This window comes from Niveispirillum sp. BGYR6 (assembly GCF_027568365.1).
In the GTDB taxonomy this organism is placed as follows: Bacteria; Pseudomonadota; Alphaproteobacteria; order Azospirillales; family Azospirillaceae; genus Niveispirillum.
Map to the genome: position 1 here is coordinate 280463 of NZ_JANLNL010000003.1, position 25801 is coordinate 306263.

26 protein-coding genes are annotated in these 25801 nt (G+C 60.9%); 16 read left to right on the plus strand and 10 right to left on the minus strand.

The annotated features are described in order from the left end of the window. The first annotated feature begins 46 nt into the window (after positions 1-46). On the plus strand, positions 47-1237 hold the full coding sequence (locus PCJ49_RS09435) for a GNAT family N-acetyltransferase (RefSeq protein ID WP_269910707.1): 1191 nt from the start codon (positions 47-49) through the stop codon (positions 1235-1237). Positions 1238-1361: 124 nt separating this feature from the next. Here PCJ49_RS09435 and pth read toward each other — a convergent pair whose 3' ends face one another. The 3 genes from pth to PCJ49_RS09450 all read right to left on the minus strand — a co-directional run bounded on the left by pth (position 1362) and on the right by PCJ49_RS09450 (position 5339). Further along, positions 1362-1979 carry an aminoacyl-tRNA hydrolase gene (gene pth / locus PCJ49_RS09440; protein WP_269910708.1) on the minus strand — a complete coding sequence of 206 codons (618 nt, stop codon included), beginning with the start codon at positions 1977-1979 and terminating at the stop codon, positions 1362-1364. A 21-nt stretch (positions 1980-2000) separates the two neighbouring features. Then, positions 2001-2585, minus strand: coding sequence for a 50S ribosomal protein L25/general stress protein Ctc (locus PCJ49_RS09445; protein WP_269910709.1), 585 nt, complete (start codon positions 2583-2585; stop codon positions 2001-2003). Between the two features lie 243 nt (positions 2586-2828). Beyond that, the gene (locus PCJ49_RS09450) at positions 2829-5339 is read right to left on the minus strand and encodes a cation:proton antiporter (RefSeq protein ID WP_269910710.1); all 2511 of its coding nucleotides are present in this window, start codon (positions 5337-5339) and stop codon (positions 2829-2831) included. A 234-nt stretch (positions 5340-5573) separates the two neighbouring features. On the opposite strand from PCJ49_RS09450, the gene PCJ49_RS09455 reads away from it, so the two are divergent. The 3 genes from PCJ49_RS09455 to PCJ49_RS09465 all read left to right on the plus strand — a co-directional run bounded on the left by PCJ49_RS09455 (position 5574) and on the right by PCJ49_RS09465 (position 7879). Further along, positions 5574-6035, plus strand: coding sequence for a YbaN family protein (locus PCJ49_RS09455; protein ID WP_269910711.1), 462 nt, complete (start codon positions 5574-5576; stop codon positions 6033-6035). Positions 6036-6195: 160 nt separating this feature from the next. Further along, positions 6196-7380, plus strand: coding sequence for a fatty acid desaturase (locus PCJ49_RS09460; protein ID WP_269910712.1), 1185 nt, complete (start codon positions 6196-6198; stop codon positions 7378-7380). A gap of 166 nt (positions 7381-7546) precedes the next feature. Continuing rightward, positions 7547-7879 (plus strand): hypothetical protein, encoded by a 333-nt coding sequence (locus tag PCJ49_RS09465; protein ID WP_269910713.1) that lies wholly within the window; start codon positions 7547-7549, stop codon positions 7877-7879. A 168-nt stretch (positions 7880-8047) separates the two neighbouring features. Here PCJ49_RS09465 and PCJ49_RS09470 read toward each other — a convergent pair whose 3' ends face one another. After that, positions 8048-8590: a hypothetical protein gene (locus PCJ49_RS09470; protein ID WP_269910714.1), complete on the minus strand. Its 543-nt coding sequence runs from the start codon at positions 8588-8590 to the stop codon at positions 8048-8050. A 306-nt stretch (positions 8591-8896) separates the two neighbouring features. Next, positions 8897-9418: a hypothetical protein gene (locus tag PCJ49_RS09475; RefSeq protein WP_269910715.1), complete on the minus strand. Its 522-nt coding sequence runs from the start codon at positions 9416-9418 to the stop codon at positions 8897-8899. Between the two features lie 266 nt (positions 9419-9684). Here PCJ49_RS09475 and lspA point away from each other — a divergent pair, with 266 nt between their 5' ends. The 4 genes from lspA to PCJ49_RS09495 all read left to right on the plus strand — a co-directional run bounded on the left by lspA (position 9685) and on the right by PCJ49_RS09495 (position 13827). Beyond that, positions 9685-10230 carry a signal peptidase II gene (lspA, locus tag PCJ49_RS09480; RefSeq protein WP_269910716.1) on the plus strand — a complete coding sequence of 182 codons (546 nt, stop codon included), beginning with the start codon at positions 9685-9687 and terminating at the stop codon, positions 10228-10230. Positions 10231-10269: 39 nt separating this feature from the next. Next, positions 10270-10776 carry a DUF3035 domain-containing protein gene (locus tag PCJ49_RS09485; protein WP_269910717.1) on the plus strand — a complete coding sequence of 169 codons (507 nt, stop codon included), beginning with the start codon at positions 10270-10272 and terminating at the stop codon, positions 10774-10776. 187 nt (positions 10777-10963) lie between these two features. Then, a complete protein-coding gene (locus tag PCJ49_RS09490; RefSeq protein ID WP_269910718.1) occupies positions 10964-12460 on the plus strand; it encodes a pitrilysin family protein in 1497 nt (498 codons plus the stop codon). Next, complete coding sequence (locus tag PCJ49_RS09495; RefSeq protein ID WP_269910719.1) at positions 12457-13827, plus strand: pitrilysin family protein; 1371 nt, start codon at positions 12457-12459, stop codon at positions 13825-13827. Before PCJ49_RS09490 ends, PCJ49_RS09495 begins: the two co-directional genes overlap by 4 nt. Before the next feature lie 51 nt (positions 13828-13878). Here the strand turns inward: PCJ49_RS09495 and PCJ49_RS09500 are convergent, their stop codons facing one another. Next, positions 13879-14331: a hypothetical protein gene (locus PCJ49_RS09500; RefSeq protein WP_269910720.1), complete on the minus strand. Its 453-nt coding sequence runs from the start codon at positions 14329-14331 to the stop codon at positions 13879-13881. Positions 14332-14387: 56 nt separating this feature from the next. After that, positions 14388-14606: a hypothetical protein gene (locus tag PCJ49_RS09505; protein ID WP_269910721.1), complete on the minus strand. Its 219-nt coding sequence runs from the start codon at positions 14604-14606 to the stop codon at positions 14388-14390. A gap of 263 nt (positions 14607-14869) precedes the next feature. Here PCJ49_RS09505 and PCJ49_RS09510 point away from each other — a divergent pair, with 263 nt between their 5' ends. The 3 genes from PCJ49_RS09510 to PCJ49_RS09520 all read left to right on the plus strand — a co-directional run bounded on the left by PCJ49_RS09510 (position 14870) and on the right by PCJ49_RS09520 (position 17293). Continuing rightward, the gene (locus PCJ49_RS09510; protein ID WP_269910722.1) at positions 14870-15112 is read left to right on the plus strand and encodes a helix-turn-helix domain-containing protein; all 243 of its coding nucleotides are present in this window, start codon (positions 14870-14872) and stop codon (positions 15110-15112) included. A gap of 281 nt (positions 15113-15393) precedes the next feature. After that, entirely contained in the window at positions 15394-16353 is a 960-nt protein-coding gene (locus PCJ49_RS09515) for a retron St85 family effector protein (RefSeq protein ID WP_269910723.1), read from the plus strand. Continuing rightward, positions 16343-17293 (plus strand): retron St85 family RNA-directed DNA polymerase, encoded by a 951-nt coding sequence (locus tag PCJ49_RS09520; protein WP_269910724.1) that lies wholly within the window; start codon positions 16343-16345, stop codon positions 17291-17293. Before PCJ49_RS09515 ends, PCJ49_RS09520 begins: the two co-directional genes overlap by 11 nt. Before the next feature lie 4 nt (positions 17294-17297). Here the strand turns inward: PCJ49_RS09520 and recG are convergent, their stop codons facing one another. Then, a complete protein-coding gene (gene recG, locus PCJ49_RS09525; protein ID WP_269910725.1) occupies positions 17298-19382 on the minus strand; it encodes an ATP-dependent DNA helicase RecG in 2085 nt (694 codons plus the stop codon). A 565-nt stretch (positions 19383-19947) separates the two neighbouring features. Between recG and PCJ49_RS09530 the strand changes: the two genes are divergently transcribed. Both PCJ49_RS09530 and PCJ49_RS09535 read left to right on the plus strand, forming a co-directional pair. Next, positions 19948-20415, plus strand: a complete 468-nt coding sequence (locus PCJ49_RS09530; RefSeq protein WP_269910726.1) for a hypothetical protein — start codon at positions 19948-19950, stop codon at positions 20413-20415. 345 nt (positions 20416-20760) lie between these two features. Beyond that, positions 20761-21036 (plus strand): succinate dehydrogenase assembly factor 2, encoded by a 276-nt coding sequence (locus PCJ49_RS09535; protein ID WP_200819892.1) that lies wholly within the window; start codon positions 20761-20763, stop codon positions 21034-21036. A 3-nt stretch (positions 21037-21039) separates the two neighbouring features. Here the strand turns inward: PCJ49_RS09535 and PCJ49_RS09540 are convergent, their stop codons facing one another. After that, complete coding sequence (locus PCJ49_RS09540) at positions 21040-21513, minus strand: nucleoside deaminase (RefSeq protein WP_269910727.1); 474 nt, start codon at positions 21511-21513, stop codon at positions 21040-21042. Positions 21514-21627: 114 nt separating this feature from the next. Between PCJ49_RS09540 and PCJ49_RS09545 the strand changes: the two genes are divergently transcribed. The 3 genes from PCJ49_RS09545 to PCJ49_RS09555 all read left to right on the plus strand — a co-directional run bounded on the left by PCJ49_RS09545 (position 21628) and on the right by PCJ49_RS09555 (position 24101). Beyond that, positions 21628-22194, plus strand: a complete 567-nt coding sequence (locus PCJ49_RS09545) for a pyridoxamine 5'-phosphate oxidase family protein (protein ID WP_269910728.1) — start codon at positions 21628-21630, stop codon at positions 22192-22194. 64 nt (positions 22195-22258) lie between these two features. Continuing rightward, on the plus strand, positions 22259-23545 hold the full coding sequence (locus tag PCJ49_RS09550; protein ID WP_269910729.1) for a pseudouridine synthase: 1287 nt from the start codon (positions 22259-22261) through the stop codon (positions 23543-23545). After that, the gene (locus PCJ49_RS09555; RefSeq protein ID WP_269910730.1) at positions 23511-24101 is read left to right on the plus strand and encodes an RsmD family RNA methyltransferase; all 591 of its coding nucleotides are present in this window, start codon (positions 23511-23513) and stop codon (positions 24099-24101) included. Before PCJ49_RS09550 ends, PCJ49_RS09555 begins: the two co-directional genes overlap by 35 nt. Positions 24102-24167: 66 nt before the next feature. Here PCJ49_RS09555 and PCJ49_RS09560 read toward each other — a convergent pair whose 3' ends face one another. Next, a complete protein-coding gene (locus tag PCJ49_RS09560; protein WP_269910731.1) occupies positions 24168-25613 on the minus strand; it encodes a diguanylate cyclase in 1446 nt (481 codons plus the stop codon). Positions 25614-25801: the final 188 nt, after the last annotated feature.

Below are 25801 nucleotides of genomic sequence, written 5' to 3' on the forward strand. Positions count from 1 at the left end.
GCGGGCCGGCCCCTGGTGCCATATCGTCTGTCGCAGACGTGACGGAATGTTGAGCGATATGGAAACAGGCACGCCCCCCGGCACCATTACGCTGAAGCTGGTGGACAGTATCAGCGACATTCCCGCTGCCGACTGGGCCTCCTGTGCCGCCGGGGTGCCGGGTGGGGCCGAGAACCCCTTCATCAGCCATGATTTTCTGCGCATTCTGGAACAGAGCGGTTCTGTCGGGGGGGACACCGGCTGGCAGCCGCGTCACCTGACGCTCTGCGATGGGGGCGGCCGCCTGCTCGCGGCCATGCCGCTTTATGTGAAATCCCATTCCTATGGCGAGTATGTCTTCGACCAGGGTTGGGCGCGCGCCTTTGAAAATGCCGGCGGCGATTATTATCCCAAGCTTCTTTCCGCCGTTCCCTTCACCCCTGTCACCGGCCCTCGGCTGCTGCTGCGCGCCGATGCGCCGCCGGGTGTGGCGGCGGTGATGATGACGGGGCTGCGCCGGTTGGCCGAGGATAATGAGCTTTCCGGCGTGCATGTGAATTTCGTGACGGCGGCGGAATATCAGGATTTCACCGAACGCGGCTGGCTAGGACGCATCGGCACCCAATATCATTGGACCAATCAGGGCTATCGGAGCTTCGACGATTTCCTGGCCCAGTTCAGTTCCCGCAAGCGCAAGGCGGTGCGCAAGGAGCGCCAGGCGGTGGCCGATAGCGGGCTGACGCTGGTCACCCTGACCGGGGATGAGCTGCGCGAGGAACATTGGGATGCGTTCGACCGGCTATACCGCGCCACCTCTGACCGGAAATGGGGCTGGCCCTATCTGACGCGGGAGTTCTTTTTCCGCTTAGGGGAAACGATGGCCGATCAGGTGGTTCTGGTCATGGCCCGTGATGGCACCCGCTGGGTCGGCGGTGCCTTGAACCTGCTGGGTGGCGACACGCTTTATGGCCGCAACTGGGGCGGGGCCGGGGAATACCCGTTCTTGCATTTTGAGGCTTGTTACTATCGCGCGCTGGATTTCGCCATTGAGCGCGGGCTGGCGCGGGTGGAGGCTGGCGCCCAAGGCGAACATAAAATCCAGCGCGGCTATCTGCCGGTGGAAACCTACAGCGTGCATCACCTGACCCATCCGGGCCTGCGCGATGCGGTGGCCGGTTTCCTGGACAATGAACGTGCCGCCATGGCGCAGGAAATCACCGCCCTGATGGCGGAGAGCCCTTACAAGCGGGAAGGGTAGGGGGAGTCTCATACAAAGCTCCCTCAGGTGCCGGGCGCTGCCTCCGGCAGCTTGGTTTACGCGGACATGTGCCCGCGGGCCGGCAGTCGCCGGCCTTCAAGGGTCATTCCCGTGCCCTTTTGTATCAGACAGGCGCGTCGGGCTTCGGCGGCTTGGGGGCCTTGGGCGGTTTCGGCGGCTGGGTCAGGGAGGCAACGCGGGAGGCGTATTTCTCCGGCTCCCCTTTTACCAAGGTGGCCAATTCACCGGTCAGCGCATCCAGCAGCTTGGGCAGCCAGGACTCGTCGGCCTTGGCGAAATTGCCCAGCACCCAGCCGTGCACCCGGTCCTTATCGCCGGGATGGCCGATGCCGATGCGCACGCGCCAGTAATCCTTGCCGATGTGATCATCGATGGAGCGCAGGCCGTTATGGCCGCCATGACCACCACCCTGCTTCACCCGGATCTTGGCCGGGGCGACGTCCAATTCGTCATGGAAGACGATAACCTGATCAGGGATCAGCTTGTAGAAGCGCATGGCCTCCCCGACCGACTGGCCGGAAAGGTTCATGAAGGTCTGTGGCTTCAGCAGGAAGCATTTGTCGCCCCCCACCAGACCTTCGGCGACGAACCCCTGGAAGCGTTTCTTCCAGGGGCCGAAGCCGTAATGGCGGTGGATATCATCCACCGCCATGAACCCGACATTATGCCGGTGCCGCTCATATTCCGGGCCGGGATTGCCCAGGCCGACCAGCAACCGCATCGTTCGAGTCTCTTGCTGTTATCAGGCAGCGTCGCTGCCGCCCGACGGGGCGACGAGGGTCGCGATGGTGAAATCGCGGTCATCGATGGTCGGACGCACGCCTTCCGGCAGCTTCACGGCGGAGATGTGGATGGAGGCACCCACGTCAACACCGGCCAGATCAACGGTGATCTTCTCCGGGATGGCAGCGGCGCGGGCATACACTTCGATATCGTGACGAACGATATTCAGCATACCGCCGCGCTTGATGCCCGGGCAGGTTTCAACGTTCACGAATTCCACCGGCACCTTCAGGGTGATTTCGGTGGTGTCGCTGACGCGCAGGAAGTCCACATGCAGCGGACGGTCATAGACCGGGTCCAGCTGAACGTCGCGGGGCAGAACGCGATGCTTCACGCCATCCAGTTCGATATCGAACAGGTGGGTGAAGAAGCCCGGACGGTGCAGTTCACGGGTGAACTTCGTGGTGTCCAGGGCGATCATCACCGGCTTTTCCTTGTTGCCGTAGATGACAGCCGGGATACGACCATCACGGCGCGTAGCACGGGCGGTCCCCTTTCCGGCCCGGTCGCGGGCCGTGGCGGCGAGCGCGATAATCTGGGTCATGGTACTCTCCTGACATGCAAAAAAGACCCTTACCCGGTGGAATCCGTTCCCACCGGTCCGGGTCGGTATGGCGCCAGCCTCCAGGGGTGCTGTACGCCGTGAAAAAATGTGGGGCGCTTGTAGGCGAAAATCGCCGGAAAGTAAAGGGATGCCGCGCTGTCCGGGGGCAGATGGGTGCCTTGCGGCATTTTTGTACGCCCGCCAGGCTCTTCTGTGCCGGGTTGCTCTCACCGCTGCCTGATATCACCCCACCAGCCGGCGGGCGATGGCCTCATCAATATGGCCCTTCAGCACCGGGTCTTTATTGTAGAGACGGTTGAAATCCCGCTTGTCCAGCAGCAGCAACTGGCAATAGGCGCTGGCCGTTACGTCGGCATTGCGCGGCTGGTCCATCACCAGGGCGATCTCACCAAAGAAATCCCCTGTGCCCAACCGGATCGGCTGTTCCAGTCCCGGCACCTCCACGGTCACCGCACCCGACGAGATGAAATAGACCGTATCGCCGCGTTCCCCGCGCCGCACGATGGGTTCGCCGGGGAAATAGAGGCGCGGGCGCAGCAAGCGTTCGATACGCTTCAACCGGTCGGGGGACAGGCCGCTGAACAGCGGCACACGCCCCACCAGCTCATGCGTGGCCAGCCCCAGATCAAGCTGTGGCGGCTGTTCCACCGTCTGGCGCCGCTCCCGCAGGTCGCGTTCCAGGGTGTTGAGGATTTCGCGACTGATCAGCGCTTCTTCAAACAGGGCCTGCGTGGCCCGTTCTTCCATCCGCAGGCCGGCCCGGATGAGATATTGCACCTCCACGCTTTCAATATAGGCCGGATATTGCAGGCGGATGATCTCCATCGCCTCATCAATGCGCTTCATGCGGGCGGCCAGCCGGTCCCGGACGGCGGCGGCGGCCTCCTTGCCCAGCATGGGCTGCAGCCGCTCCCTGGTGAATAGCTGCAATTCTTGCAGGCAGAAGCGCAGCGCGATCAGCATGGCGAAACGTTCGGACAGGCGGGCGGCTACCGGCCGTTCCACGCCGGTGCGGCGATGCAGCCACAATGCCACCCGCAGGCCCCGACCAGGGCGCACCATCTTGCGGGCGATCTGATCGTAACCGGCCGGGCCGCCGGTCTTCAAGCCATCCTGCAATTGCCCGGCCCCGGCGGTCAGGGTCTCCACCGTCAGGCGGGAGATCAGTCCGTCATGGAAATAGCCCAGATAGCGCTGTTCTTCATAGCGGGCCAGGGTGGAGAGCCCGATATAGAGCCGGTCATCCACAGACAGCGCGCCATAGCGTGCATCCAGATCCAGCTGTTCCTGCGCCAGTTCCGCCCCGCGTTCCAGCAGCGGGTCGATGGCGCGGCTGGTATCCAGGCCGAACCGCGCCGCCACCTCCTCCAGATCGCGCCGCACATTGCTGAGCGACAGGCCCAGCGCCCGGTTGCGCAGGTTCAGTTCAATCGGCGTCAGCTTGTCGATCCCCAGCAGGCCGATCAGCGGGCGCAGGCTGGTGCCCTGCACGAACAGGGTGAACAGCACAAAGCCGGTGGCCACCACGGCCACCGTATCCTGAATGCCGTTGGGCACATGGCGGTTTTCCGTGACGGCCAGGGCCAGGGCCAGCGAGACGGCCCCGCGCAGGCCGCCCCAGGTCATCACTGCCCGATAGGGGACGCTGATGCGGTCACTGGCGCCGATCCAGCCCAGAATCGGCAGCAGGCCAAACACCACCAAGGCGCGGGCGACCAGCGCGCCCGTCACCAGGGCGGCCAGCAGGGCCAGATGGCTCCATTTCGCATTCAACAGGGTGGGTGGCACCAGCATGGAAGCGAACAGAAAGATCAGCGAATTGGCCCAGAAGCCCAATTGCCCCCAGACATGCTCCAGCCCCTGCCAGCTTTCCGGGCTGAGACGGGTGCGCCCGCGCGACGCCATCACCAACCCGGCCAGCACCACCGCCACCACACCGGACACATGCAGATAATGTTCGGCCAGGATGAAGGAGAGATAGGCCAGCGCCAGCGTAAGGGTGATTTCCGACTGTGCCTGATTGCGCAAAGGCGTGACGATCAGGGCCGTGGCCCAGCCCATCGCCCAGCCCACAGCCGCTCCGCCCAGGAATTTCACCAGAAAATCCAGCCCGGCCGCCGCCAGATCGGGCTCACCGCCGCGTGTCAGCATGGTCAGCAGCAAGGTGGAGAGCACGATGGCGGCGGCATCGTTGAACAGGCTTTCCCCCTCCACCAGGATGGAAAGCCGGCGGGGCGCGCCCAGGTCGCGGAAAATGCCCACCACAGCGGCGGGATCGGTGGTGGCGATGATGGAGGCCAGCAGCAGACAGACCACCAGGGCCCGCTGGGTGGCCTGACCATGCCAGATGCCCCAGGCCCACCAGGTAGCCAGCCCGGCCACAGCCGTGCAGACCAGCACGGCGACAATGGCCAGCAGCAGCACCGGCCCCATATCATCCAGCAGGCGGCGGACATCGACGGCCAAGGCCGTTTCAAACAGCAGAACCGGCAGAAAAATATAAAGAAAGGCGGCCGAGGTCAGTTCCACCTCGCCCAGGGCCTTGATGAAATCCCCCGCCGGCCCGGCACCCAGCCAGGAACCGCCGCCATGGATCAGCAGGCCGATGCCCACCCCTGCGGCGGCCAGCACCACTGTATAGGGAAGGCGCAGTCTTTTGGCCAAAGCCGGCAGCAGGCTGACCAGACCCAGCAGCCCGGAGACGGCCAGCAACGTATAGACCAAGGCGTCCATTCAGGGGTGATGCTTCCATGGCGGGCAAGGTTAAACAGAGGCGCAAGATTGCATGGACGCGCGTTGCCGACCAGCGGCCGGCGCGGGCGGGGGCCTATGCATGGCCCGCAGCCTCGTGGCAGCGGCATCGCGCCCCGATTCTCCGCCCACGCCCTTTGGCTACTTGCAACACATCTCTGGAAAGGCCATGTTTATTGCGAACGGCTCGCGTTTGGTCGGAAAGGATTCGGTACCTTGACGATAAAGGATGAATCGCCATTGGCCCGTCCGACGCCTGTGCGCGGCCGCTTGTTCTATCTGGCCTTGGCCTATCTCTGCGTCGGGCTGGGCATGGTGGGGGCTGTTCTGCCCCTGCTGCCCACCACGCCCTTTCTGCTGGTGGCCCTCTGGGCTTACTTCCGGTCACACCCGGAAAAAGCGCAGAAGCTTCTGGAACATCCGCGTTTCGGCCCCGCCCTGCGGGATTGGCGGGAGCAGGGGGCCATTCCCACCCGCGCCAAGATCGCCGCTGTTGGGGTGATGGCGCTGTCCTGGGTCATTGTTTATCTGACCGCACCCCATCCGGCCGCCCCCATCGTGGTGGGGCTGATTCTCTGCTGCACCGGCACCTTTGTGGCCACCCGCCCCTCACCTAAGCCCCGTCAGGGCCGGACAGTGGCGCCGGATCAGGCCGCACCGGAAAGGCCGATCGCCTGATCCGGCTGGTGCATTATTCCCGCGACGCTTACGCGCATCCGGTCAGGAGCGGTTTTTGTTGCCCCCTATCGCGGGGGTGACATGCTATTATCACTTTCGTCTGAAGTGGCGCTGGTGCGCCGCCGGCCCTGATGGCCTTGTTTTGGAGCCTGGTTCACACGTGACTGCCCCCAGCGATCTCGACCGCGGCGATACCGCGGCCCAGTCGGACGATATTGTCTACCCCGCCATGATCCCCTTTCTGCTGGTCCATCTCGCCTGCCTGGGCGCGATCTGGACGGGCGTGCATTGGCAGGATGTGGCGCTGGCCCTGGTGCTTTACGGTGCCCGCATGTTCGGCATCACCGGCGGTTATCACCGCTATTTCTCCCACCGCGCCTACAAGACCAGCCGGGTCATGCAGTTCCTGCTGGCCTTCCTGGCGCAAGCCTCCGCCCAGCGTGGGGCGCTCTGGTGGGCGGCCAAGCACCGGCATCATCACAAATATTCCGATACGCCGATGGATGTGCATTCGCCCAAGCATAAGGGCTTTTTCTATGCGCATCTGGGCTGGATCTTCACGCCCAAGCATGACACGGCCGATTACCGCACCATCGGCGACCTGACCAAATATCCGGAACTGGTCTGGCTGGACCGGCATTATTATGTGCCGGCCATCGTGATGGGCTTTGCCACTTGGGCCTTGTTCGGCTGGTCGGGCCTGATCGTCGGCTTCTTCTGGAGCACGGTGGCGCTGTATCACGCTACCTTCTGCATCAACTCCCTGGCCCATGTGGTCGGCCGCCGCCGTTACCTGACTGGCGATGACAGCCGCAATAACTGGGCGCTGGCCATCGCCACCATGGGGGAGGGCTGGCACAATAACCACCATGCCTATCAGTCGGCCGCCCGCCAGGGCTTCCGCTGGTGGGAGGTGGATACCTCCTACTATATCATCAAGATCATGCAGGGCCTGCGCCTGGTCTGGGATGTGCACGAGCCGCCGGCGTCGGTGGTGCGCAACGAACAGCGTCTGGGCACCAAGGTGATCGAAACGGCGGCTGCCCAACTGGCCGCCAGCTTTCAGATCGACAAACTGACCGCCCAGGTACGCGACGCCCTGGCCCACACCCCCACCCTGGCGGAGATCGAAGAAAAGATGCGCCAGGCGTCGGAAAATGCGAAGACGCGGGTGGAGGCACTGGTGGCCAATATCCATCTGCCGCATATCCCGACGACGGAGGAAATGCGCCAGCGTGCGGCCAACATGTTTGTCCGTACCCCCAGCATGGATGAGATTGTGGAGCGTGCCCGCCAGATCCTGATCGCCAATGTCTGCACCCGGCTGGCGGCCAATCCGGCCTGACCGGCTGTCGCCTGCCTTGGCCTGTATGATGTTGAAAGCCCCGGCCCAGTGCTGGGGCTTCTTCATTGGGGCCATCCCTGACCCGCGTGCTTTTGCGCTTTCCCTTCCTGGCGCTGAGCGGTAGCTTGTGCGCCATTGGGGCGACCGTGCTTATCTGTGGAATGTGATGATGATCCGCTTTACCCGTCTTCTGATTATCTCTGCGGCGTTGGTCGCCGTTCCCTCTGCCGCCCTGGCGCAGTCCGCTGCGGAGCCGGTTGCCAGCACCCAGGCTTCCCCAGATATGCAGGTGGCCCAGGCTGGCAAGAAGGGGCAGAAAGCCACCGGCAGTGCTGCCGGCAACCGGGCCTCGGTGTTCTCGGCCGGCCGGCTGTACCCGGCGCTGGGTGTGGCCGGTGTTGCGGCCGTCGGTGCCCTGGCCGCGACGCTGGGCGGCGGCGATGATGAGGCCGGCCCGCCGACCAGCACGTCGACCTCCACGGCGACCAGCACGCGCTGATCTCCGGCTGTTGCCAGCGATGGCGGACAGCGTTCAAACCCCACCCCGGATGATCGGGGTGGGGCTTTTTATTATTGGCGATGCTTCACACTAATCGCGTCTCCGCCGTGCGGCCCATGCCGCAGGTATAAGAGTGCAAATAGAGTTCAGGCAGGCCGATTGCGGCCGTCAAATCCCCTGCTTGGCCAGGAACTGCTGGCGACGTTCCAGCCGCTTCTTCAACGCCTCCGGCGCGACCTGGATTTGCACGAGCCGCCAGGTGAGGTTGTAGCAGATATCGCTGCTTGACCCCGGTGGCAGAATAAGATCGGCGTTCAGGGGCTGTTGAGCGAAAGGCGGTTGGCCCGGGCTGATGATCTTGATTTCGAAATTGGTGCCGTTGATCGGCACCGTTACCGACCGATAATATTGCCAGACCAGGGAGGTCTTCCCCAATGATTCCGACAGATCCCGCGGACCATCATCCGGCGTCTTCATTGTGTTGGGCGGGCGGACGGAATTGTTGGTGTAGTCATAACTGATCGTGTGAACGTCAGTACCGCCTTCATAGCTGAAGGCTGGATATTTTTTGGCGATAGAATCCATCACCTCTTTAACGGTGCTGGAAGGAGTGACATCGTCCAGATAAAGGACGGGCAGGTAGCAGTAAAGACCGACAACGCGGAATGTTATTTTTAGCATTTTACGCTCCGTTGATTTGAGTTCAGGCAATGGTTTCTGGATATGGCAATTAAAATTGCCGTATCCACTTATTACGGAGAACGATCCACCAGACGGCTAGGAATTCTAGAATGTGTATACGTTCCATGCCATCTGAGGGGGTGATCTATGGCACATTGAGATGAATTCAATGCACGAAGATATAATTTTTAAAATTTTTACGAGCATATATGGGCAGCTTAAGGCGTAAAATTACAAGAATATCCAAAACTACTCATTGAGGCTGCGGATTGGTCCTGATCGGCGGTTGTTGAAGTTCTGATGGACAGCATCCGGTGGCTTGATATGGCTGCGTCGTCAGACCTTGATGTTGACGCCCTTCGTCGCCTCTTCCCGCGTCGCCATATGTCCGTCCAGGGTGGTAAAATACTTCGCTGATTTCACCAATTGATCGGAATTCAGGCCCAGTGCGGTAAGTTCTGCCCACATGGCAGCAGGATTTGCCTGCTGAAGGTACTTATCAGTAATATTATCAATCGTCTTCTGCTGGTCCGCACTGACAAAGGGCATGTAGCCGCGTTCGTTGGCGGGCAGGGCCATCTGGAAAGCCAGGGGCGGATCGCCTCGCTGCCCGTAGGGGCGGCCATGTGTCTGCTCAAACTCCTGTTGTCGCTTCTGAATTTCGCTGTTCCGCTGCGTGTCATAGGCGGCGCGTTCCTGCTTCAGGGCGGCCATTTCCTCCCGTTGCTGGCTGGCGAGATCCGGTGGAGCAGCAGCGGTCTTGGTGGTTGCGGCAGGTGTGCCGCTGCTTCCGGCGGTTGGCTTGACCTGCAAGCGGGACAAGATTGCCGAGGGCGAAAACAGGGAGTTGATGTTCATGGCGCATGTCCTTCCGCACAAGACATTTTATGTCCGCTGACAAGCAATCCCTGTACCGTCGAAATTCGAACCAACGGGGCGTCGGCGATGGCGGGGCAGCCGGTTCTGCGGCGGTTGTTTTGCCGGGGGACCGCAGAATTGTTGACGCCATGGTGTCCGCTGCTACCATCCGGCGGAATTTCGTCGGGCGTCGCGGCAGGTTGCCGCCTTTCCGCCGTGTTTAAGGCATAGAAGGCCGGTCATGCAGGCCGGTTGGGAGTGGGTTGATGGCGGTTGTTGGGGCAGCGGCGGTTCTGCCGCGGGCACAGGTGATGCGGCTGATCGGGCTGGTGGCTTTGGTTGCCTTCATTCTGGATCAGGCATCCAAGCAATGGGTGCTGTCCGCTGTGCTGCCGTGCCTGTCGGGTCCGACGGGGCCCGGATGCGCTGTCAATTCGCCGTTCATTGAGCTGACGTCTTTCTTCAACATCGTCATGGTGTGGAATTTTGGCGTCAGCTTCGGCCTGTTCGCCAGCGGGGCGGACCTGATGCCTTACGTGCTGATCGCCGTGTCCCTGCTGATCAGCGGTTTGCTGGTGGCCTGGGTCTGGCGGGGGGCCACGCGGCTGGCCGCCCTGGCGGTTGGCATGGTGGTTGGCGGTGCCATGGGGAACGTGATCGACCGGCTGCGTTTCGGGGCGGTTGCCGATTTCCTTGACTTTCACCTCGCGGGCTGGCACTGGCCGGCATTCAATGTTGCGGATGCCTGCATCGTTGTCGGCGTGGGGCTGCTTTTGCTCGACGGGCTGTTGTCGCCGTCGCAGCCGCGTTAATCTACGTTACTTGCGCTTTGAAAAGGTACGGATCGGACCATGGGTGTGTACAAGCAGATACGTAACGCCGTCCCGGCCCTGGCGCTGATCGCCGTTGCAGGGTCGCTCTCCGGTTGCGGCCTCCTCGGCAATCGCGGTGCGCCGGATGAGTTCCAGGTGGTGTCGCGGGCCCCGCTGGAGGTGCCGCCCGATTTCAACCTGCGTCCGCCGCAGCCGGGTAGCCCGCGCCCGCAGGAGCTGGAGCGCGATACCCGCGCCCAGTCCTCCATGTTCGGTGCCAGCAGCGCCGGCACGGGTGCCCTGGTCGATCCGCGTACCAACCCGGCACAGAGCAAGGGCGAGGGCGCCCTGCTGTCGCTGGCCGGTGCCGATCAGGCCAATCGCGATATCCGCGCCATCGTCGACCGGGAGAATCCGGGCGTCGTGGTGGCGGATAAGGGCCTGGTTGACCGGCTGCTGTTCTGGAAGGACAGCGCCCCGAATCCGGAGATCGTGCAGCCCGGTAAGGAGCCGACGATCACCCGCAAGGAAAGCACGGCGAAGTAAGCGCTGCTGCTAACTGGTTCCTGAAAGCCGCCGGTCCGCCCGGCGGCTTTTTGTTTGTGTGAACGGGATTTAATGCGTGGCGGGCGTGGAATCGCTTGGCGCCTCGCCTCCCCGGCGGCACACTGCGACCCATTCGTGACCGGGCCATCCTTCCCGGTCACGCCCGTTGCTGGGAGGTCGCAGTAGAGTGAGAACCCATCCCGTCACCCTGGCCCGGCGCGGGGCCGGGCGGCGCCTGCGGGCGCTGGCCACCGGTGCAGCGCTTTGCCTGCTGTCCGCCGGTATCGCTGCCCCTGCCATGGCCCGCGTCTACGAACCGGAGACCTTTACCCTGTCCAATGGGATGCAGGTGGTTGTCATCAACAACCCGCGCGCCCCCGTGGTCAGCCATATGGTGTGGTACAAGGTCGGGTCGGCCGATGAACATGCCGGCAAATCCGGCATTGCGCATTATCTTGAACATCTGATGTTCAAGGGCACGTCCAAGCTGAAGCCGGGGGAATTCTCCCGTACCGTGGCCCGCAATGGCGGGCGGGACAATGCCTTCACCTCCACCGATTACACAGCCTATTTCGAGAATATCGCGCGCGACCGGCTGGAACTGGTGATGTCGATGGAGGCCGATCGCATGACCGGCCTGAAACTGACCGACGCCATCACCCTGCCGGAACGCGATGTGATCAAGGAGGAACGGCGCCAGCGGACGGATAACAACCCGTCAGCGCGCCTGTATGAACAGTTGGCACCGCTGCTGTTCGTGCATCACCCCTATGGCACGCCGATCATCGGCTGGATGCATGAGATCCAGGGGCTGACCACCCAGGATGCGCTGGATTTCTACAAGATCCATTACGCCCCCAACAATGCCATCCTGGTGGTGGCGGGCGATATTACCGCCGCCCAGTTGAAGCCGCTGGCTGAAAAGACCTATGGCAAGCTGAAGCCGGTGAAGGATATCCCGCCGCGCGTGCGGGTGACGGAACCGCCGACGGAAGGGGCACGCCGTATCAGCCTGACCGACGCCCAGGTGCGCCAGCCAAGCTGGATGCGACTGTGGAAGGCCCCCAGCTATAGTGAGGGCGGCAAGCAGCACGCCTATGCCCTGCAGGTGCTGGAAACCATCATGAGCGGTGGGGCCACCAGCCGGCTTTACAAGTCGCTGGTGGTGGATCAGCGCGTCGCCACCAGTGCCTCCATGTGGTACGAGCCGACAGCGCTGAACCTGGGGACCATGGGGCTTTCCGCATCGCCGGTTGCCGGCGGCAAGGTGGAGGTGGTGGAACAGGCGCTGGAAGCCGAAGTTGCCAAGCTGTTGAAGGATGGCGTCACCGCGCAGGAGGTGGAGAATGCCAAAACCCGCCTGAAGCGCGATGCCATCTTCGCCCGTGACAGCTTGCAGGGCCCCGCCTATGCCTTTGGCCAGGCCATGACCACCGGCCAGACAGTGGAAGATGTGGAGGCTTGGCCCGACCGTATCGCGGCGGTGACGGTGGAGCAGGTGAATGCGGCGGCCCGCGCCGTGCTGGCGCAGGATAACCATGTCACCGGCATCCTGCTGCCCGACCCCAATGCACCCCCGATGCCGGGTGGTGCCGCCCCGGCGCTGGGCAAGCCCACGATGAGCACCGGATACAGCCCGGACAGCCTGATCGGCGACATGCTGGGTCGGGAGGTCACGCCATGAGGATCACCATGCTGTTCCGTCGCACAGCCCTGGCGTTGGCCGGTGCCTGCGCCCTGTTTGTCGGCTTGGCGCTGCCGGCCGCCGCCATCGATATCGAAAAGGTGGTCAGCCCGTCGGGCGTGGAAGCCTGGCTGGTGCGCGACACCAAGAACCCCATCATCGCCATCCAGTTTTCTTTTGAGGGCGGCACGGAACTGGACCCGGCCAACAAGCTGGGGCTGGCCATGCTGACCGCCAGCACCCTGGACGAAGGGGCGGGCGATCTGGATTCCCAGACCTTCCAGGGCAAGCTGGAGGATAACTCCATCTCCCTGGGTTTCAGTGCCGGTCGGGATGAGTTCGGCGGCTCCCTCACCACCCTGCGGGAGACGAAGGAGACGGCGTTTGATCTGCTGCGTCTGGCGCTGACCAAACCGCGTTTCGATAGCGAGGCGGTGGAGCGGGTGCGCGGCCAGATGGTTGCGGGCTTGCGCCGGTCCCAGGCCGACCCCGGTTATTGGGCGCAACTGGCCCTGTCGGAGAGCCTTTTCCCCAACCATCCCTATGGCCGGCCCCAGCGCGGCACCCTGGAAACCCTGCCGGCGATCACCCGTGACGATCTGCTGGCCTTGACGCGTGCCCGGCTGGTGCGTGACGGGCTGAAAGTGGCGGTTTCTGGCGATATCAGTGCCACCGAACTGGCCCCGGTGCTGGACCAGATTTTCGGCAGCCTGCCGGCTAAGGGTGAGCGTGCCCCGGTGGCTGATATCAGCCCGGCCAATGCGGGTCGCACCATCGCCGTGCCCCGCCCGATTCCCCAGACCATCATGGTGATGGCACAGGAAGGCCTGCGCCGCAATGACCCGGACTGGTACGCGGCCACGGTGCTGAATTATGCGCTGGGCGGCGGCGGCTTTTCCTCCCGCCTGATGGACGAGGTGCGGGAAAAGCGCGGGCTGACCTATGGTGTGGGCTCCGGCCTGGCACCCTATGATCATGCGGCATTGATCAGCGTCAGCGGCTCCACCATGAACGAGAAGGCGGGCCAGGCCATCGACCTGATCAAGCAGATTTGGGGCGAGGTGGGCAAAAACGGCATTACCGAGGCCGAACTGAACGACGCCAAAACCTATCTGACCGGCAGCTTCCCGCTGCAATTCACCAATAACGCGGCCATTGCCGGCCTGCTGCTGTCGGTGCAGCAGGATGGCTTGGGCATCGATTACCTGAACAAGCGCAATGACTTGATCAATGCGGTGACGCTGGCCGACGTGAAGCGGGTCGCCGCCCGTCTGCTGGACCCGGCCAAACTGACCACCGTGGTGGTGGGCCAGCCCGCCGGCGTGAAGCCCGACCAGCAGCTTTACGCCACCCCGGTGAAAGGGTGAGGTGAGCGCGGCCCCGGTGAGTGCCGGGGCCGTTTCACGCGACGAGAAATTCTAAGTATTGGGGGCGGTTGCCCCGTCCTTGCCGATACGGCGGGCCAGGATATTGGCCGTGACCGGCCCGCCGATGGCAACAAGCGCGATCAATCCCGCCACGGTGCCAGCCGTGGCATTTTCTTTCAGCAGCACCAGAGTGGCGGCCAGCACCAGCCCCAAAACGCCGATCACCAAGGCGTAGCGTTGCGCCCGTTCCCGGATGCGGATATTGGCGGCGGCTTCCTGGCTTTCCAGCGCATGGCGGTGCGCTTGTTGCGCCTGATAGGAGTCGATCAGACGCGCGCGTGCCCCTTCATCCAGCCGGGCCAGATCGTGCAGCAATTCTGCCGGAAGCAAGGTGGCGTTATGGAAGGTTAAATTATTCTGGATCGCCAGCAACCATTGACGCGGATCGCTGGGGTCGCCCCCGGCGCGCCTTACCTCCTCCACCATTTCAGGCGGTATGGTCACCTGGATCGGTTGACCATCCGGCTTTTCAGCGTCTGTCGAACCCATTGACCGAGGACTCAACCTGCAGCGCGCTGTTTGCTGTTATTGGCAAAGCCCGCCGCCATTGCCTGCACGTCGCGCCGCATTGCGGCGGCGTCATCACGGATGAAGTGATTGGCTGGCTCAACAGGGGCGGGGTCAAAAGCGCGTGCGAAACCTTCAAGGAAGGCAGCCACGCGGGAACGGCTGGGCGGGGCAGATTTGGCCTGTGCGTCCAGTCTGATCTCCAGAACCAATCCACCTTGCGTCATCGTCGCCCCGCTATTGTAAACCCAACCTGTCGGATTGTCCCATCTTCAACAAATGGGGGCAAGGGGCAGGAAAAACCAGTCCATCGTCAGGGCGTAGCATCCGCCCCGGCACCACCGCCTGCGCAACACTACGCAACAGTTTAACAGGAAGTGTTGCGTAGGGACTGGTTCTGGTTTGGGAATTCTTACCCATTTGATATCATGGGTTCGGGGCAACCGGGAGCGTTATTTCCTGTTGGGCTGTCAGCATGACTGGAATATCACCGCGTCAAATAAGGGCCGCACGCTCGCTCCTGGGCTGGACACAGCAGGAATTGGCGGATCGGGCCGTCGTGTCAGGGAACACCGTTCAACGGCTTGAACGGGGCGTGGCCGTGCGCGTGGATGTTTACCTGAAACTCTGGCGCACCCTGGAAGCCGCCGGGATCGAGTTCATCCCGGCGGCTGGCGATAAGGGGGAGGGGGTGCGGTTGGTGAGGGGTTTTGATTAGCGTCTGTGTCTCCACCACGAATGAGAAGGCAAGCTTGCTATGGTGTGATCTTGTTAGTTTTACGTCTAATTACGTTGATTTTCTCCGATTGAGGGTCTAATTTAGGGATGCTTACGCGTAAAGTGCCTTTCTTTGAAGGGTGCTTGGCCTAGCGTTTCGCTGGGTCTAATGTGATTGTGTACATTTGTTGCCTCGGAAGATGGCTTTGGGCCATCGTCCGGGCGACCGCTCCGCTCGATGGCCCAAAGCCATCTTCCGAGTCCTTAAAGGTAAGCAAAGCTTTGGTATCGCTTCCTCACTTAGAAGATTTCGATGTTGAAAGAGTTCATGTTCATGAACCTATCAATGTCGTTCTTCTATGTGGGGGGCAGTACAAGCAAAATAATGATGGTCCCCCTTTATCTCTCCGGGATGCATTTCTTAATGCAGTTCCTCCTCCAAGTATTATGAAAGAATACGAATTAATTCAGGCTGAAGAAATTACGCAACAGTTCAATTTTTCGAATTTTTATGATGATATTCTAAAATTTGAAACTGATATCGCCCAGATAGTTCATCTAATAATTTTGTTCTGTGAAAGCCAGGGCGCTCTCACGGAATTAGGGGCATTTTCTGTTATCGATGAAATAATGAATAGGTTATTTGTAATTATAGATGAAAATTACTGGAGTCATGATTCTTTTATTAAGTTGGGGCCTCTTCGAAGAATAGTCAATAAAGTAGGTAGACATGCTATACATGTTATATCTGATGAGGATTTTGGGAAGAATGGTAAGTCACTTGCTCAGGTGAATAAGTCTGAGTTGGTTAGGGTTGTGGAAAATTCCCTTAAGGTAAGGCTTGAAGTAAAATCTTCTCCTAGAACATTTAACAAAAATTATGCCGGTCATATCATTAAATTAATAGTCGGTTTAACACAGGAGTATGGTGCTTTAACTGAGCGCGAAATAATTCATGCTTTAAAGTTTTTTGGGGTTGAGAAAGAGGAAAAAGAAATAAAGGGTTATTTGCTATGCGCTTGTGCTGTGAATTGGATTTTTATTGTATCCAAGGGTATTGAAGACTATTATTTGCCCACTAATGAGGTGTCGGAATCTGGCAAAGATGCTGCGGTTTTTTCAATGAAATCAGATTCGAAAGAAAAAAATAAAATGAGAAGAAGAGTGATGATTAGAGATTGCTGGAAAAGTCAAGATGAAGTTCGGTATTCTGCGTTAAGAAAATCAAATAATGGAGTTTAATTTGTCTAATATTTATAAAATTTTATCAGATGAATCAGGCTTAAGTGAGTCTGATGTAAAGATAATTGTTTCTAATGCCCCGTTTCGGTACAAGACTTATAATATACCGAAGCGAAATGGTGGTTTGCGAGAAATATCACAGCCGGCTAAAGAACTGAAGGTTCTGCAGAGAATAATAGTAGCTAAATTTTTAGCTAATCTACCTATTCATGATTGTGCTACTGCATATCGTGCTGGATTTTCTATTCTCTCCAACGCGACGCCTCATGCAAAATCAGGGGCAATATTAAAACTTGATTTCTCAGATTTTTTTCCTTCAATAACGTCAAATGACTGGCGCTTATACTGTGAAGCTAATAATATTTTTAATAAACAAGAAGATATAGATATTACCTCAAATATCTTATTTCGTCGAAAGTCGCGTGGTTCTATTTTGCGCCTAGCAATTGGAGCGCCATCTTCTCCCATTTTATCTAATATACTCATGTTCAATTTTGACGATAGAATATGCAGAGAAGTTCAAAAACATAAGGTATCATACACTCGCTATGCTGATGATATGACTTTTTCCGCAAAAAGAGCAGGAAATTTGTCAGAAATAAAAAACATTTTTTCTAATGTAATTAAAGAAATTAAGTCTCCAAAATTGAAAATAAATGAAGAAAAAACGGTATTTTCGACAAAAAAATACCATCGAGAGGTTACCGGTCTAGTTATTTCAGATAGCGGTTTTATTTCAATTGGGCATCAAAGAAAGAGAAAAATAAGATCTGAAATTCATCATTGTCTAAATGGAAAATTATCACCAGAGGATATGATGTCGTTGGTAGGAAAAATAGCCTATATTAATTCAGTTGATCCTTCTTTTATTAGATCAATGGAGGAAAAATACAATATTTCATTGATAAGAAAAATTTATGAACTTATAAACAATTCATAGAAGATTACCCCGACCGCAAATACTTCACCGCTGCATCCCGCTCAAACAGATAAAGCAGCGTCCGCAGCGCCACCCCGCGTTCGGATGCCAGTTCCGGGTCGCGCTCGATGATCAGTTTGGCGTCATCGCGCGCGACCGCCAGCAATTCCCCATGCACGGCCACATCGGCCAGCCGGAATTCCGGGATGCCGGATTGCTTGGTGCCCAGCATTTCGCCGGCACCGCGCAGTTCCAGGTCTTTTTCGGCGATCAGGAAGCCGTCTTCCGTCTCCTTCATCACCTGCAGGCGCTGGCGAGCGACCTCGCCCAATGGCTGATAATAGAGCAGCAGGCAGGTGGAGGCACCGGAACCGCGGCCCACCCGGCCGCGCAACTGGTGCAGCTGGGCCAGGCCGAAGCGTTCGGCATGTTCAATGATCATGATGGTGGCTTCCGGCACATTCACGCCAACCTCAATCACCGTGGTGGCCACCAGAATATCCAGGCGCCCCTCGGCAAAGGCGGCCATCACGGCATCCTTTTCCGGCCCCTTCATCTTGCCATGGATCAGGCCCACCCGGTCGCCGAACCGTTCCAGCAGGGTGGCGTGGCGATGGGTGGCGGCGGCCAGATCGACCTGTTCGCTTTCATCCACCAGCGGGCACACCCAATAGATGCGCTGGCCGGACCCGATGGCGCGGGGCAGGCCGGATACCACCTCTTCCAGCCGATCCGAATGCATCACTACGGTTTTCACCGGCTGGCGGCCCGGCGGCTTCTCATCCAGGCGGGAGACATCCATATCGCCATAGGCGGTCAGGGTCAGGGTGCGGGGAATCGGTGTCGCCGTCATCACCAGCGTATCCACCCCGCGCCCCTTGGCCGCCAGTTGCAGGCGCTGGTGAACGCCGAACTTGTGCTGTTCGTCGATCACCGCCAGCGCCAGATCGGCAAAGGCCACCTCCTCCTGAAACAAAGCATGGGTGCCGATCAGGATGTCGATCTCCCCCGCCGCCAGCTTTTCCAGCAGGGCCGCCCGCGCCTTGCCCTTGTCGCGCCCGGTCAGCACGGCCAGCCGAACGCCGGCGGCTTCGCACAAGGGGGCCAGGGTTTCGGCGTGCTGGCGGGCCAGGATTTCGGTGGGGGCCATCAGCGCCCCCTGCGCCCCGGTTTCCACCGCGTTCAGCAGCGCCATCAGCGCCACCACGGTCTTGCCGCTGCCGACATCGCCCTGCAACAGCCGCAACATGCGCGATGGCTGGGCCATGTCGGCGTAAATCTCCGCCAGGGAGCGGGCCTGGGCGTGGGTCAGTTGATAGGGCAGGGCGGCTGTGATCTGGGCGCGCAGGCGACCATCACCTTCCACCACGCGGCCGGCCAGCTTCTTCTGCGCGGCGCGCACCAGGGCCAGCGCCAATTGGTTGGCCAACAACTCATCATAGGCCAGACGCTGGCGCACGGGGCCAAGCGGGTTGATATCCGCCTCATCCACCGGGTTGTGCAGGCGGGTGAGCGCGCTGTGCCAATCCGGCCAGTCGCGCCGCTTCAGCCAGGCCGCATCCTGCCATTCCGGCAGTTGTGGGGCGCGGGCAAGGGCCGCCTGGATGGCGTTGCGCAGCGGCTTGGGGTTCAGGCCGCCGGTCAGGGGATATGTGGGTTCAACGGCAGAGGTGGCGGGGGCGCCATCCTCCACCGGGGCGGCATGGTCCGGGTGGGCGATCTGAAGTTGGTTATTATAATATTCCGCCTTGCCGGAGACGGTGATCAGGCTGCCGACGGGCAGCTTTTCCTTCAGCCAGTCGCCCTTGATGTGGAAATAAACCAGATCCATCAGGCCGGTATGGTCCATACAGCGGATGCGGTAGGGCCGGTTGGGGGCCAGCGGCGGCATATGCCCATCCACCCGTACGGTCAGCACCACATTGCGCCCCTCCGGCGCCTCGCTGATCGACGGCACGGCGATGCGGTCGACGATGCCGACCGGCTTGTGCCACAGCAAATCCACCACATGCGGGCCGGCCAGCCGCTCCGCCAGCTTGCCAAGACGCGGCCCCAGGCCCGGCAGGCTGGTGATGGGGGCGAAAAGGGGGAACAGGATGACGGGGCGCAAAGGGCGGGCTCCGGTAGGGCGAAACGAAGCGGGGTGGCTGACCATAGCGTCTATATCGCACGCAGCGGCCAGAAGCCCAGATTGATTGTTCGTATCAGCGGCGGCGGGGGTGTTGCGGGCGGGACCGCAGACCCAGGACAGCCGTGTTGAAATGGTCGACGGGCTGTTGGTCCTGTCCGACGGCGGCGCGGCTCAGCAATGCGCTCGAATGGAAAATACCGATAGGCTGAATTCATTGGACCGGGCGCATCTGCATCCATGGACCATCGCCGGCCGTGCCCCACGCCCCGCGCATAATGTAAAAAAATACGAAACTTAAAGTCGCTTAATATCATAACAATATGTATCTATTGGGGTTTTCAATAGAAAATGGGAGGCTTGCGCCGGCCCCCATATGGCGACAGGAGACAATTTTGAATTGTATGGCTCTCCGTTCGTGTCACAATTTTAACGAAAAAATCAAAATTGATATTAAAATACAGGTTGACGTTGCAATTTTTTAGGCGTTAATCATATCACTAACGCATCGATTTTGATGTGTTAATGATAATTAACGGAGATCAAAATGGCTTTGACGAACCTCACTGTACAGGTCGATAGCGAGCGCGGCCCCCTCTATCAGCCGGGCTGGGATTTCTATCTGACGGACCTGAACAGCACCGTTGGTGGAAAATACATCTATGTCGGCTATCAGACCAACGGTAGCCAGCCGATTACAAACGTGAACTTCATTGCCTACAGTTCTGAGCAGAAGAACAGCATTCCAGGTTGGTTCTGGTCTCCGGCGGATTTGAATAGCGGGGCTGGCGGGAAGTACATTTACATGTATTGGAATTATGATGTTGGTCAGCCGCCGATCCAGTCTCTGGCCTTTGTCGTGACCAATCAATCCGTACCCCCGCAGATCCCCGGCCTTCAGCATGTCGGCTGTGATCTCAATGAAGGTGCGGGCGGCGAATATATCTGGGCCTATTACTCGACCACGGAAACGGGGGTGGCTCAGGTAAAGGAACTGTTCAAGCGGCCCGAATAATCAGCACAAGAGTTAGTCGCGGGACTTTACCGCAAGGGGGCCGTTCTTCGGCCCCCTTTTTTCATGGTGCATAGTGGAAAGATGGAAAGCAAGTACGGTATTCATGCGATCAAAACAGTAAAACATAAGAAAATTGCTATCGGGAACCATCCATAACCCCGTGGGGTCGGGGCACATTGTTGGGTGCTTTTGCCGACGCGGTGGGCTCAGCCGGGGCTGGTTGGGCGTTACTGATGGGAGAGGCGTTCAAGGAACATCTGGCTTCGTAGGGCGAAACGAAGCGGGGTGGCTGACAGAAAGCCGTGGGGGCTCTATATCCTACCGTTAATTGGAACTGGAACCCCGATGATGGCAGAGATGAGCGAGATGGAACTGGATAATCGTCGCAAGCGCCTGATTTTCCGCAGCGAACATCGCGGCACCAAGGAAATGGACCTGCTGATGGGCAGCTTCGCCCGGCAATATCTGGCCGGGATGAGCGAGGCGGAAGTGGATGCCTATGAGGCGCTGATGGAGAATCCAGACCCTGACATCTATAACTGGATCACCAAAGCCGAGCCGGTGCCGGCGGAATGGCAGGGGCCGTTGATGGAGAAGCTGCAGGCCCATCAGGTGGTGTGACCGTCAGCGCCGTTCCTTGAAGAAGGCGCGCAGTTGTTCCGCCGCCCGGCGCTCCTGGAAACCGCCATAGGTTTCCGGGGCGTGGTGGCAGGTGGGCTGCTGGAAGAAGCGGGGGCCGTGATCCACGGCCCCGCCCTTGGGATCATAAGCGCCGAAATAGACCCGGCGCAGGCGGGCGAAACTGATCGCCGCCGCGCACATGGCGCACGGCTCCAGCGTTACATACAGGTCAAGGCCGGGCAGGCGGGCGCTGCCCAGGCTGGCCGCTGCTGCGCGGATGGTCAGGATTTCGGCATGGGCGGTGGGGTCGGCCAGTTCCTCCGTCCGGTTACCGGCGCTGGCCAGGATGCGGCCGTCGCGCGGGTCCAGGATCACAGCACCCACCGGCACCTCGCCGCGGGCGGCGGCGGCTGCTGCTTCGGCGAAGGCGAGGTCCATGGGGCTGGCGGACGGGGGTGCAGGGGGCGGCTGTGACATGATGTGGGCAAGGCTGCCCTGGTGGGGCCCGGCGCGTCAAGCGGGGGAACCGGCGGGCGGGCAGGGCGTTGGCAAAGGGACGATCCCCGAAAGCCAAACGCTAAGGAATGCCCCATGAGCGACGATCTCCGCCAGCCCGCGCGTATCACCCCCGGCACTGACCCCAAGGCCGACAAGCTGTGGAGCATGATCAAGGATATCGATGTGGCGATGATGACCACATTCGATGGCGACCACCTTCGCGCCCGGCCCATGTGGTGCAGCAATGACCTGTTTGATGGCAGCCTGTATTTCTTCACCCGCCGCTCCTCCTCCAAGGTGGCGGAGATCGGGCGGGATACCCATGTCGGCTTGGCCTTCGCCAAGCCCGGAGACCAGAACTATGTCTCTGTTTCCGGCCATGCGCGGGTGGTGACCGATCGCGGGCTGATGAAGGAATTGTGGCGGGAGCCGATGCGCACCTGGTTCCCCAAAGGCACCGACGATCCCGACATGGCGCTGATCACCGTCACCGCAGAAGCGGCGGAATATTGGGACAGCCCATCCGCCAGCATGGTTTTCCTCTATGGCTATGCCAAGGCCCTGTTGACGGGCGAACCGCCCCATCCGGGTGAGAATGAGAAGCTGGGCAATACCGGTACAACATCGGTCGATGCTGACCGGCGTACTTGGAACGCCTGACCTGTGAGGGTGCAGGGGTGGCGGCGCTTTACCTGGGGCAGGCTCCCGCGTAAAGTCCGCCACCATGTCCCGTATTCCGTATGATCCCTTGCATCAGGTGGCCGTCGAAGACGTCGCCGATGATGCCGAAACGACCGATGCCGCCCCCCTGCCGGGGGGTGAACGCGTTGCCAAACGTCTTGCCCGTGCCGGTGTCTGCTCCAGGCGCGACGCTGAAAAGCTGATCGCCGACCGCCGCGTGTCGGTGAATGGGCGGGTGCTGGACAGCCCCGCCTTTCTGGTGCGCGATGGCGACCGCATCGTGGTGGATGGCAAGGCCGTGGCCGAGCCGGAGCCGACGCGCCTGTGGCGCTACCACAAGCCCGAGGGGCTGGTGACGACGGCCCGCGATGAACAGGGCCGCGCCACCGTGTTCGACAATCTGCCGGGCGACCTGCCGCGCGTGGTGTCGGTGGGCCGGCTGGATCTGTCGTCCGAAGGGCTGTTGCTGCTGACCAATGATGGGGAGCTGGCCCGCTTCCTGGAACTGCCCAGCACCGGCTGGTTGCGTCGTTACCGCATCCGCGTGCATGGCACGCCGACGCCGGAAACCATGCGCCGGCTGGCCGAAGGGGTGGTGGTGGATGGCATCGCCTATGGCCCCATCGAAACGGTGATCGACCGCACCGTCGGCTATAATTCCTGGCTGACCGTGGGCCTGCGCGAGGGCAAGAACCGAGAGGTTCGCCGCGTGTTCGATTATCTGGGCCTGCCGGTCAGCCGGCTGATCCGCGTCGCCTATGGCCCGTTCCAGTTGGGCAAGCTGGATCGCGGCCAGGTGGAAGAAGTGCCGCGCCGCGTGCTGCGTGAGCAGATCCCCGATTTCTTCCCCGCCGATGCGGTGGAGCCGCCCGCCCCCGGTGCGGCGCCAAAGCCTGCGCCGCGTATGCGCTATGACCGCTTGCCCAAGGCCATGGCGGAACAGGCCCCGGCCGCCGCCACCAAGGGCGGGCCCAGGCAAGCCGCCCGCCCGTCGGCGGCCAAGGCGCGCGACAATGTGGAACGGATGCTGGGCGGCAAGCCTAAGCCGGCCCGCACAGCGGGGGCCGCAGCCAAGCCGACGGCGGAAGCCCGCCCGGCCAATGCCGCCGAGCGCCGCGCCGCCGCGGCGGGCCTGAGCGATTCGGCCCGCAAGGCGGTGGCGGCGATGGACCGGGCACTGTCCAAGGGCGATATCCCGGCGGATGGGCCGGCGGCGCCGCGTCGCTCGCCCAAGCCGGCGGCTGCAGCCAAGCCCGCCAGTGATAAACCCACCCCGGCCAAGGGGCCGCGCGGTGATGCAGGGGGCAAGGGTGCGAATCGTCGGCGGTGAGTTGCGCGGCCGGCGGCTGGAGGCACCGACGGGGCGCGATGTGCGCCCCACCAGCGACCGGACCCGGCAATCCCTGTTCAACATTCTGGCCCATGGCGATTGGGCGGCCGATGGCGGCGATGTGCTGGACGGCGCCGTGGTGCTGGATGCCTTTTGCGGCACCGGTGCCCTGGCGCTGGAGGCATTGTCACGCGGGGGTGCCAGCGCCCTGCTGCTGGACAAGGCCCGCCCGTCGCTGGATATGGCGCGGCGCAATGCCGAAAGCCTGGGGGTGACGGCGCGTTGCCGCTTCATCCTGGGGGATGCCGGCAAGCCGCCGGTGGCCCCGGCGGCGGCGACATTGGCCTTTCTGGACCCGCCCTATGCGCAGGATCTGGCCCCGCCAGCACTCACCGCCCTGTCGGCGGCGGGCTGGCTGGCGCCCGGTGCCCTGGTCTGTGTGGAGGTGGGGGAGCGTGACCCGCTGACCGTTCCGCCGGGTTTTGCGATGCTGGATGAACGCGCCTATACCCAGGCGCGCATCCTGTTCCTACGCCACGTCGCGGGCGCTGTCTGATACTTTAATCTTCCTCAGGTGCCGGGCCGGCGGTCGCCGGCCACCAAGCTGCTTAAAGGTGAAGCTTTAGGCAGCTTGGTAGGAATCATTGGCCTTGGGCTGGACAAAAGGGCTGACGGTCACCCGGTTGCGGCCGGTCTGCTTGGAGCGGTACAGCGCCTTGTCGGCCAGCCGCACCAGTTCTTCGGGCGGCAGATCGTTCAGGTTGCTGGTGCCGGCCAGCCCGATGCTGACGGTGACATTGTGGAACGGGCTGGTTGCGTGGGGGATTTGCAGGGCGGCCACCCGCGCCCGTAGATGCTCCGCCACGGTCTGGGCATTGCCGATGCTGCTGCCGGGCAGCAGGATGATGAATTCCTCTCCGCCATAGCGGGCAACGAGATCGTGGTCGCCGGGCAGGGAATCGGCCAGGGTCTGGGCAACCTGATGCAGGGCCTTGTCCCCCGCCTCATGCCCGTACTGATCGTTGAAATGTTTGAACAGGTCGATATCCAGCATCAGCACGCTGAAATCCTTCGACCCGGCCTTGCCATATTGGGCAAGAAGCCGTTCCACCTGGCGGCGGTTGGCAATGCCGGTCAGGGCATCGGTTTCTGCGGCCTGATGCAATTGCCGGTTGGCCTCCGCCAGCTGCATCTGCACCTCCCCCCGGCGGCCATTTTCACAATAGAACAGGCAGACCAGCAGGATCATCCCACCCACCAGCAGGGCGGTGGTCAAACCGATGGTGATGGTCTTGGCGGTCCAATGTTCAAAGATGGTTTCGGTTGACTGGGCGACATTGATGAAGAGCGGGTAACCGCCGATCGGCGTGGAAACATAAAGCCGTTCAACATTATCGATGGCGGCCACATCTTCAAATGTCCGCTCACCCGCCAGGGCGCGCTTGACCCCCGGAAATTTCGAAAGATCGCGCCCGATCACCTGGGGATCATAGGGGCGGCGCCCGATGACAACCCCCTTGTCGGTGAACAGGGTCATGGAACCGCCGGATTCCACCGCGATACGGTCAAACAGCTTGTTGAAATAACTCAGCTGGATACCGGCAACCAGCACCCCGGCAAACTGCCCTTGCGCATCATCCAGCCGCAGGCTGGCGACGATCATCGGGGTGCCGTCGGACAGTGACGCATAGGGGCCGGAAATATAGAGCCCACGATCCGGATTCGCCTGATGGCGGATGAAATAGGGGCGCCAGTTGAGGCTCTGCTGTTCGTAATCACTGCCGGCATTACCCAGCACGATATGGCCGCCGGCATCGGTGGCCCCGCTCAGCTTCACCGCGTCGGGCATGGCCAGCAGCAACATATCCAGCCGTTCGCGCGCGAGCTGTTTGTCACCGGCGGCGATGGCACCGCGCACGCCCAACAGCATCCGTTCCAGCGTGGCGATGGAACCGGCAATATCGGTGGCCAGGGCATTGCCGACATTACTGGCGGATGCCACGGCAGCAGCGCGGGTCTTCCCCCTATCCTCGACCAGCTGGCCCAGAATGATGGATAACAGACCCACGGCAAGAAACGTGGCGAGCCAAATATATAGTCTGGCTGCGAAATTTCCGGTTCTGATCGGCATCCTGCGCCTGACGCTCAAGGAGAAGCGATGTTGGCCGGAGCTTACCATGCCTGTTTGCACCGCACAGCGGGAGAAGGCCACCCTTTGGGTTAGGTTGCTGTGATGGGGCGTTTTGCCCGCGTGAG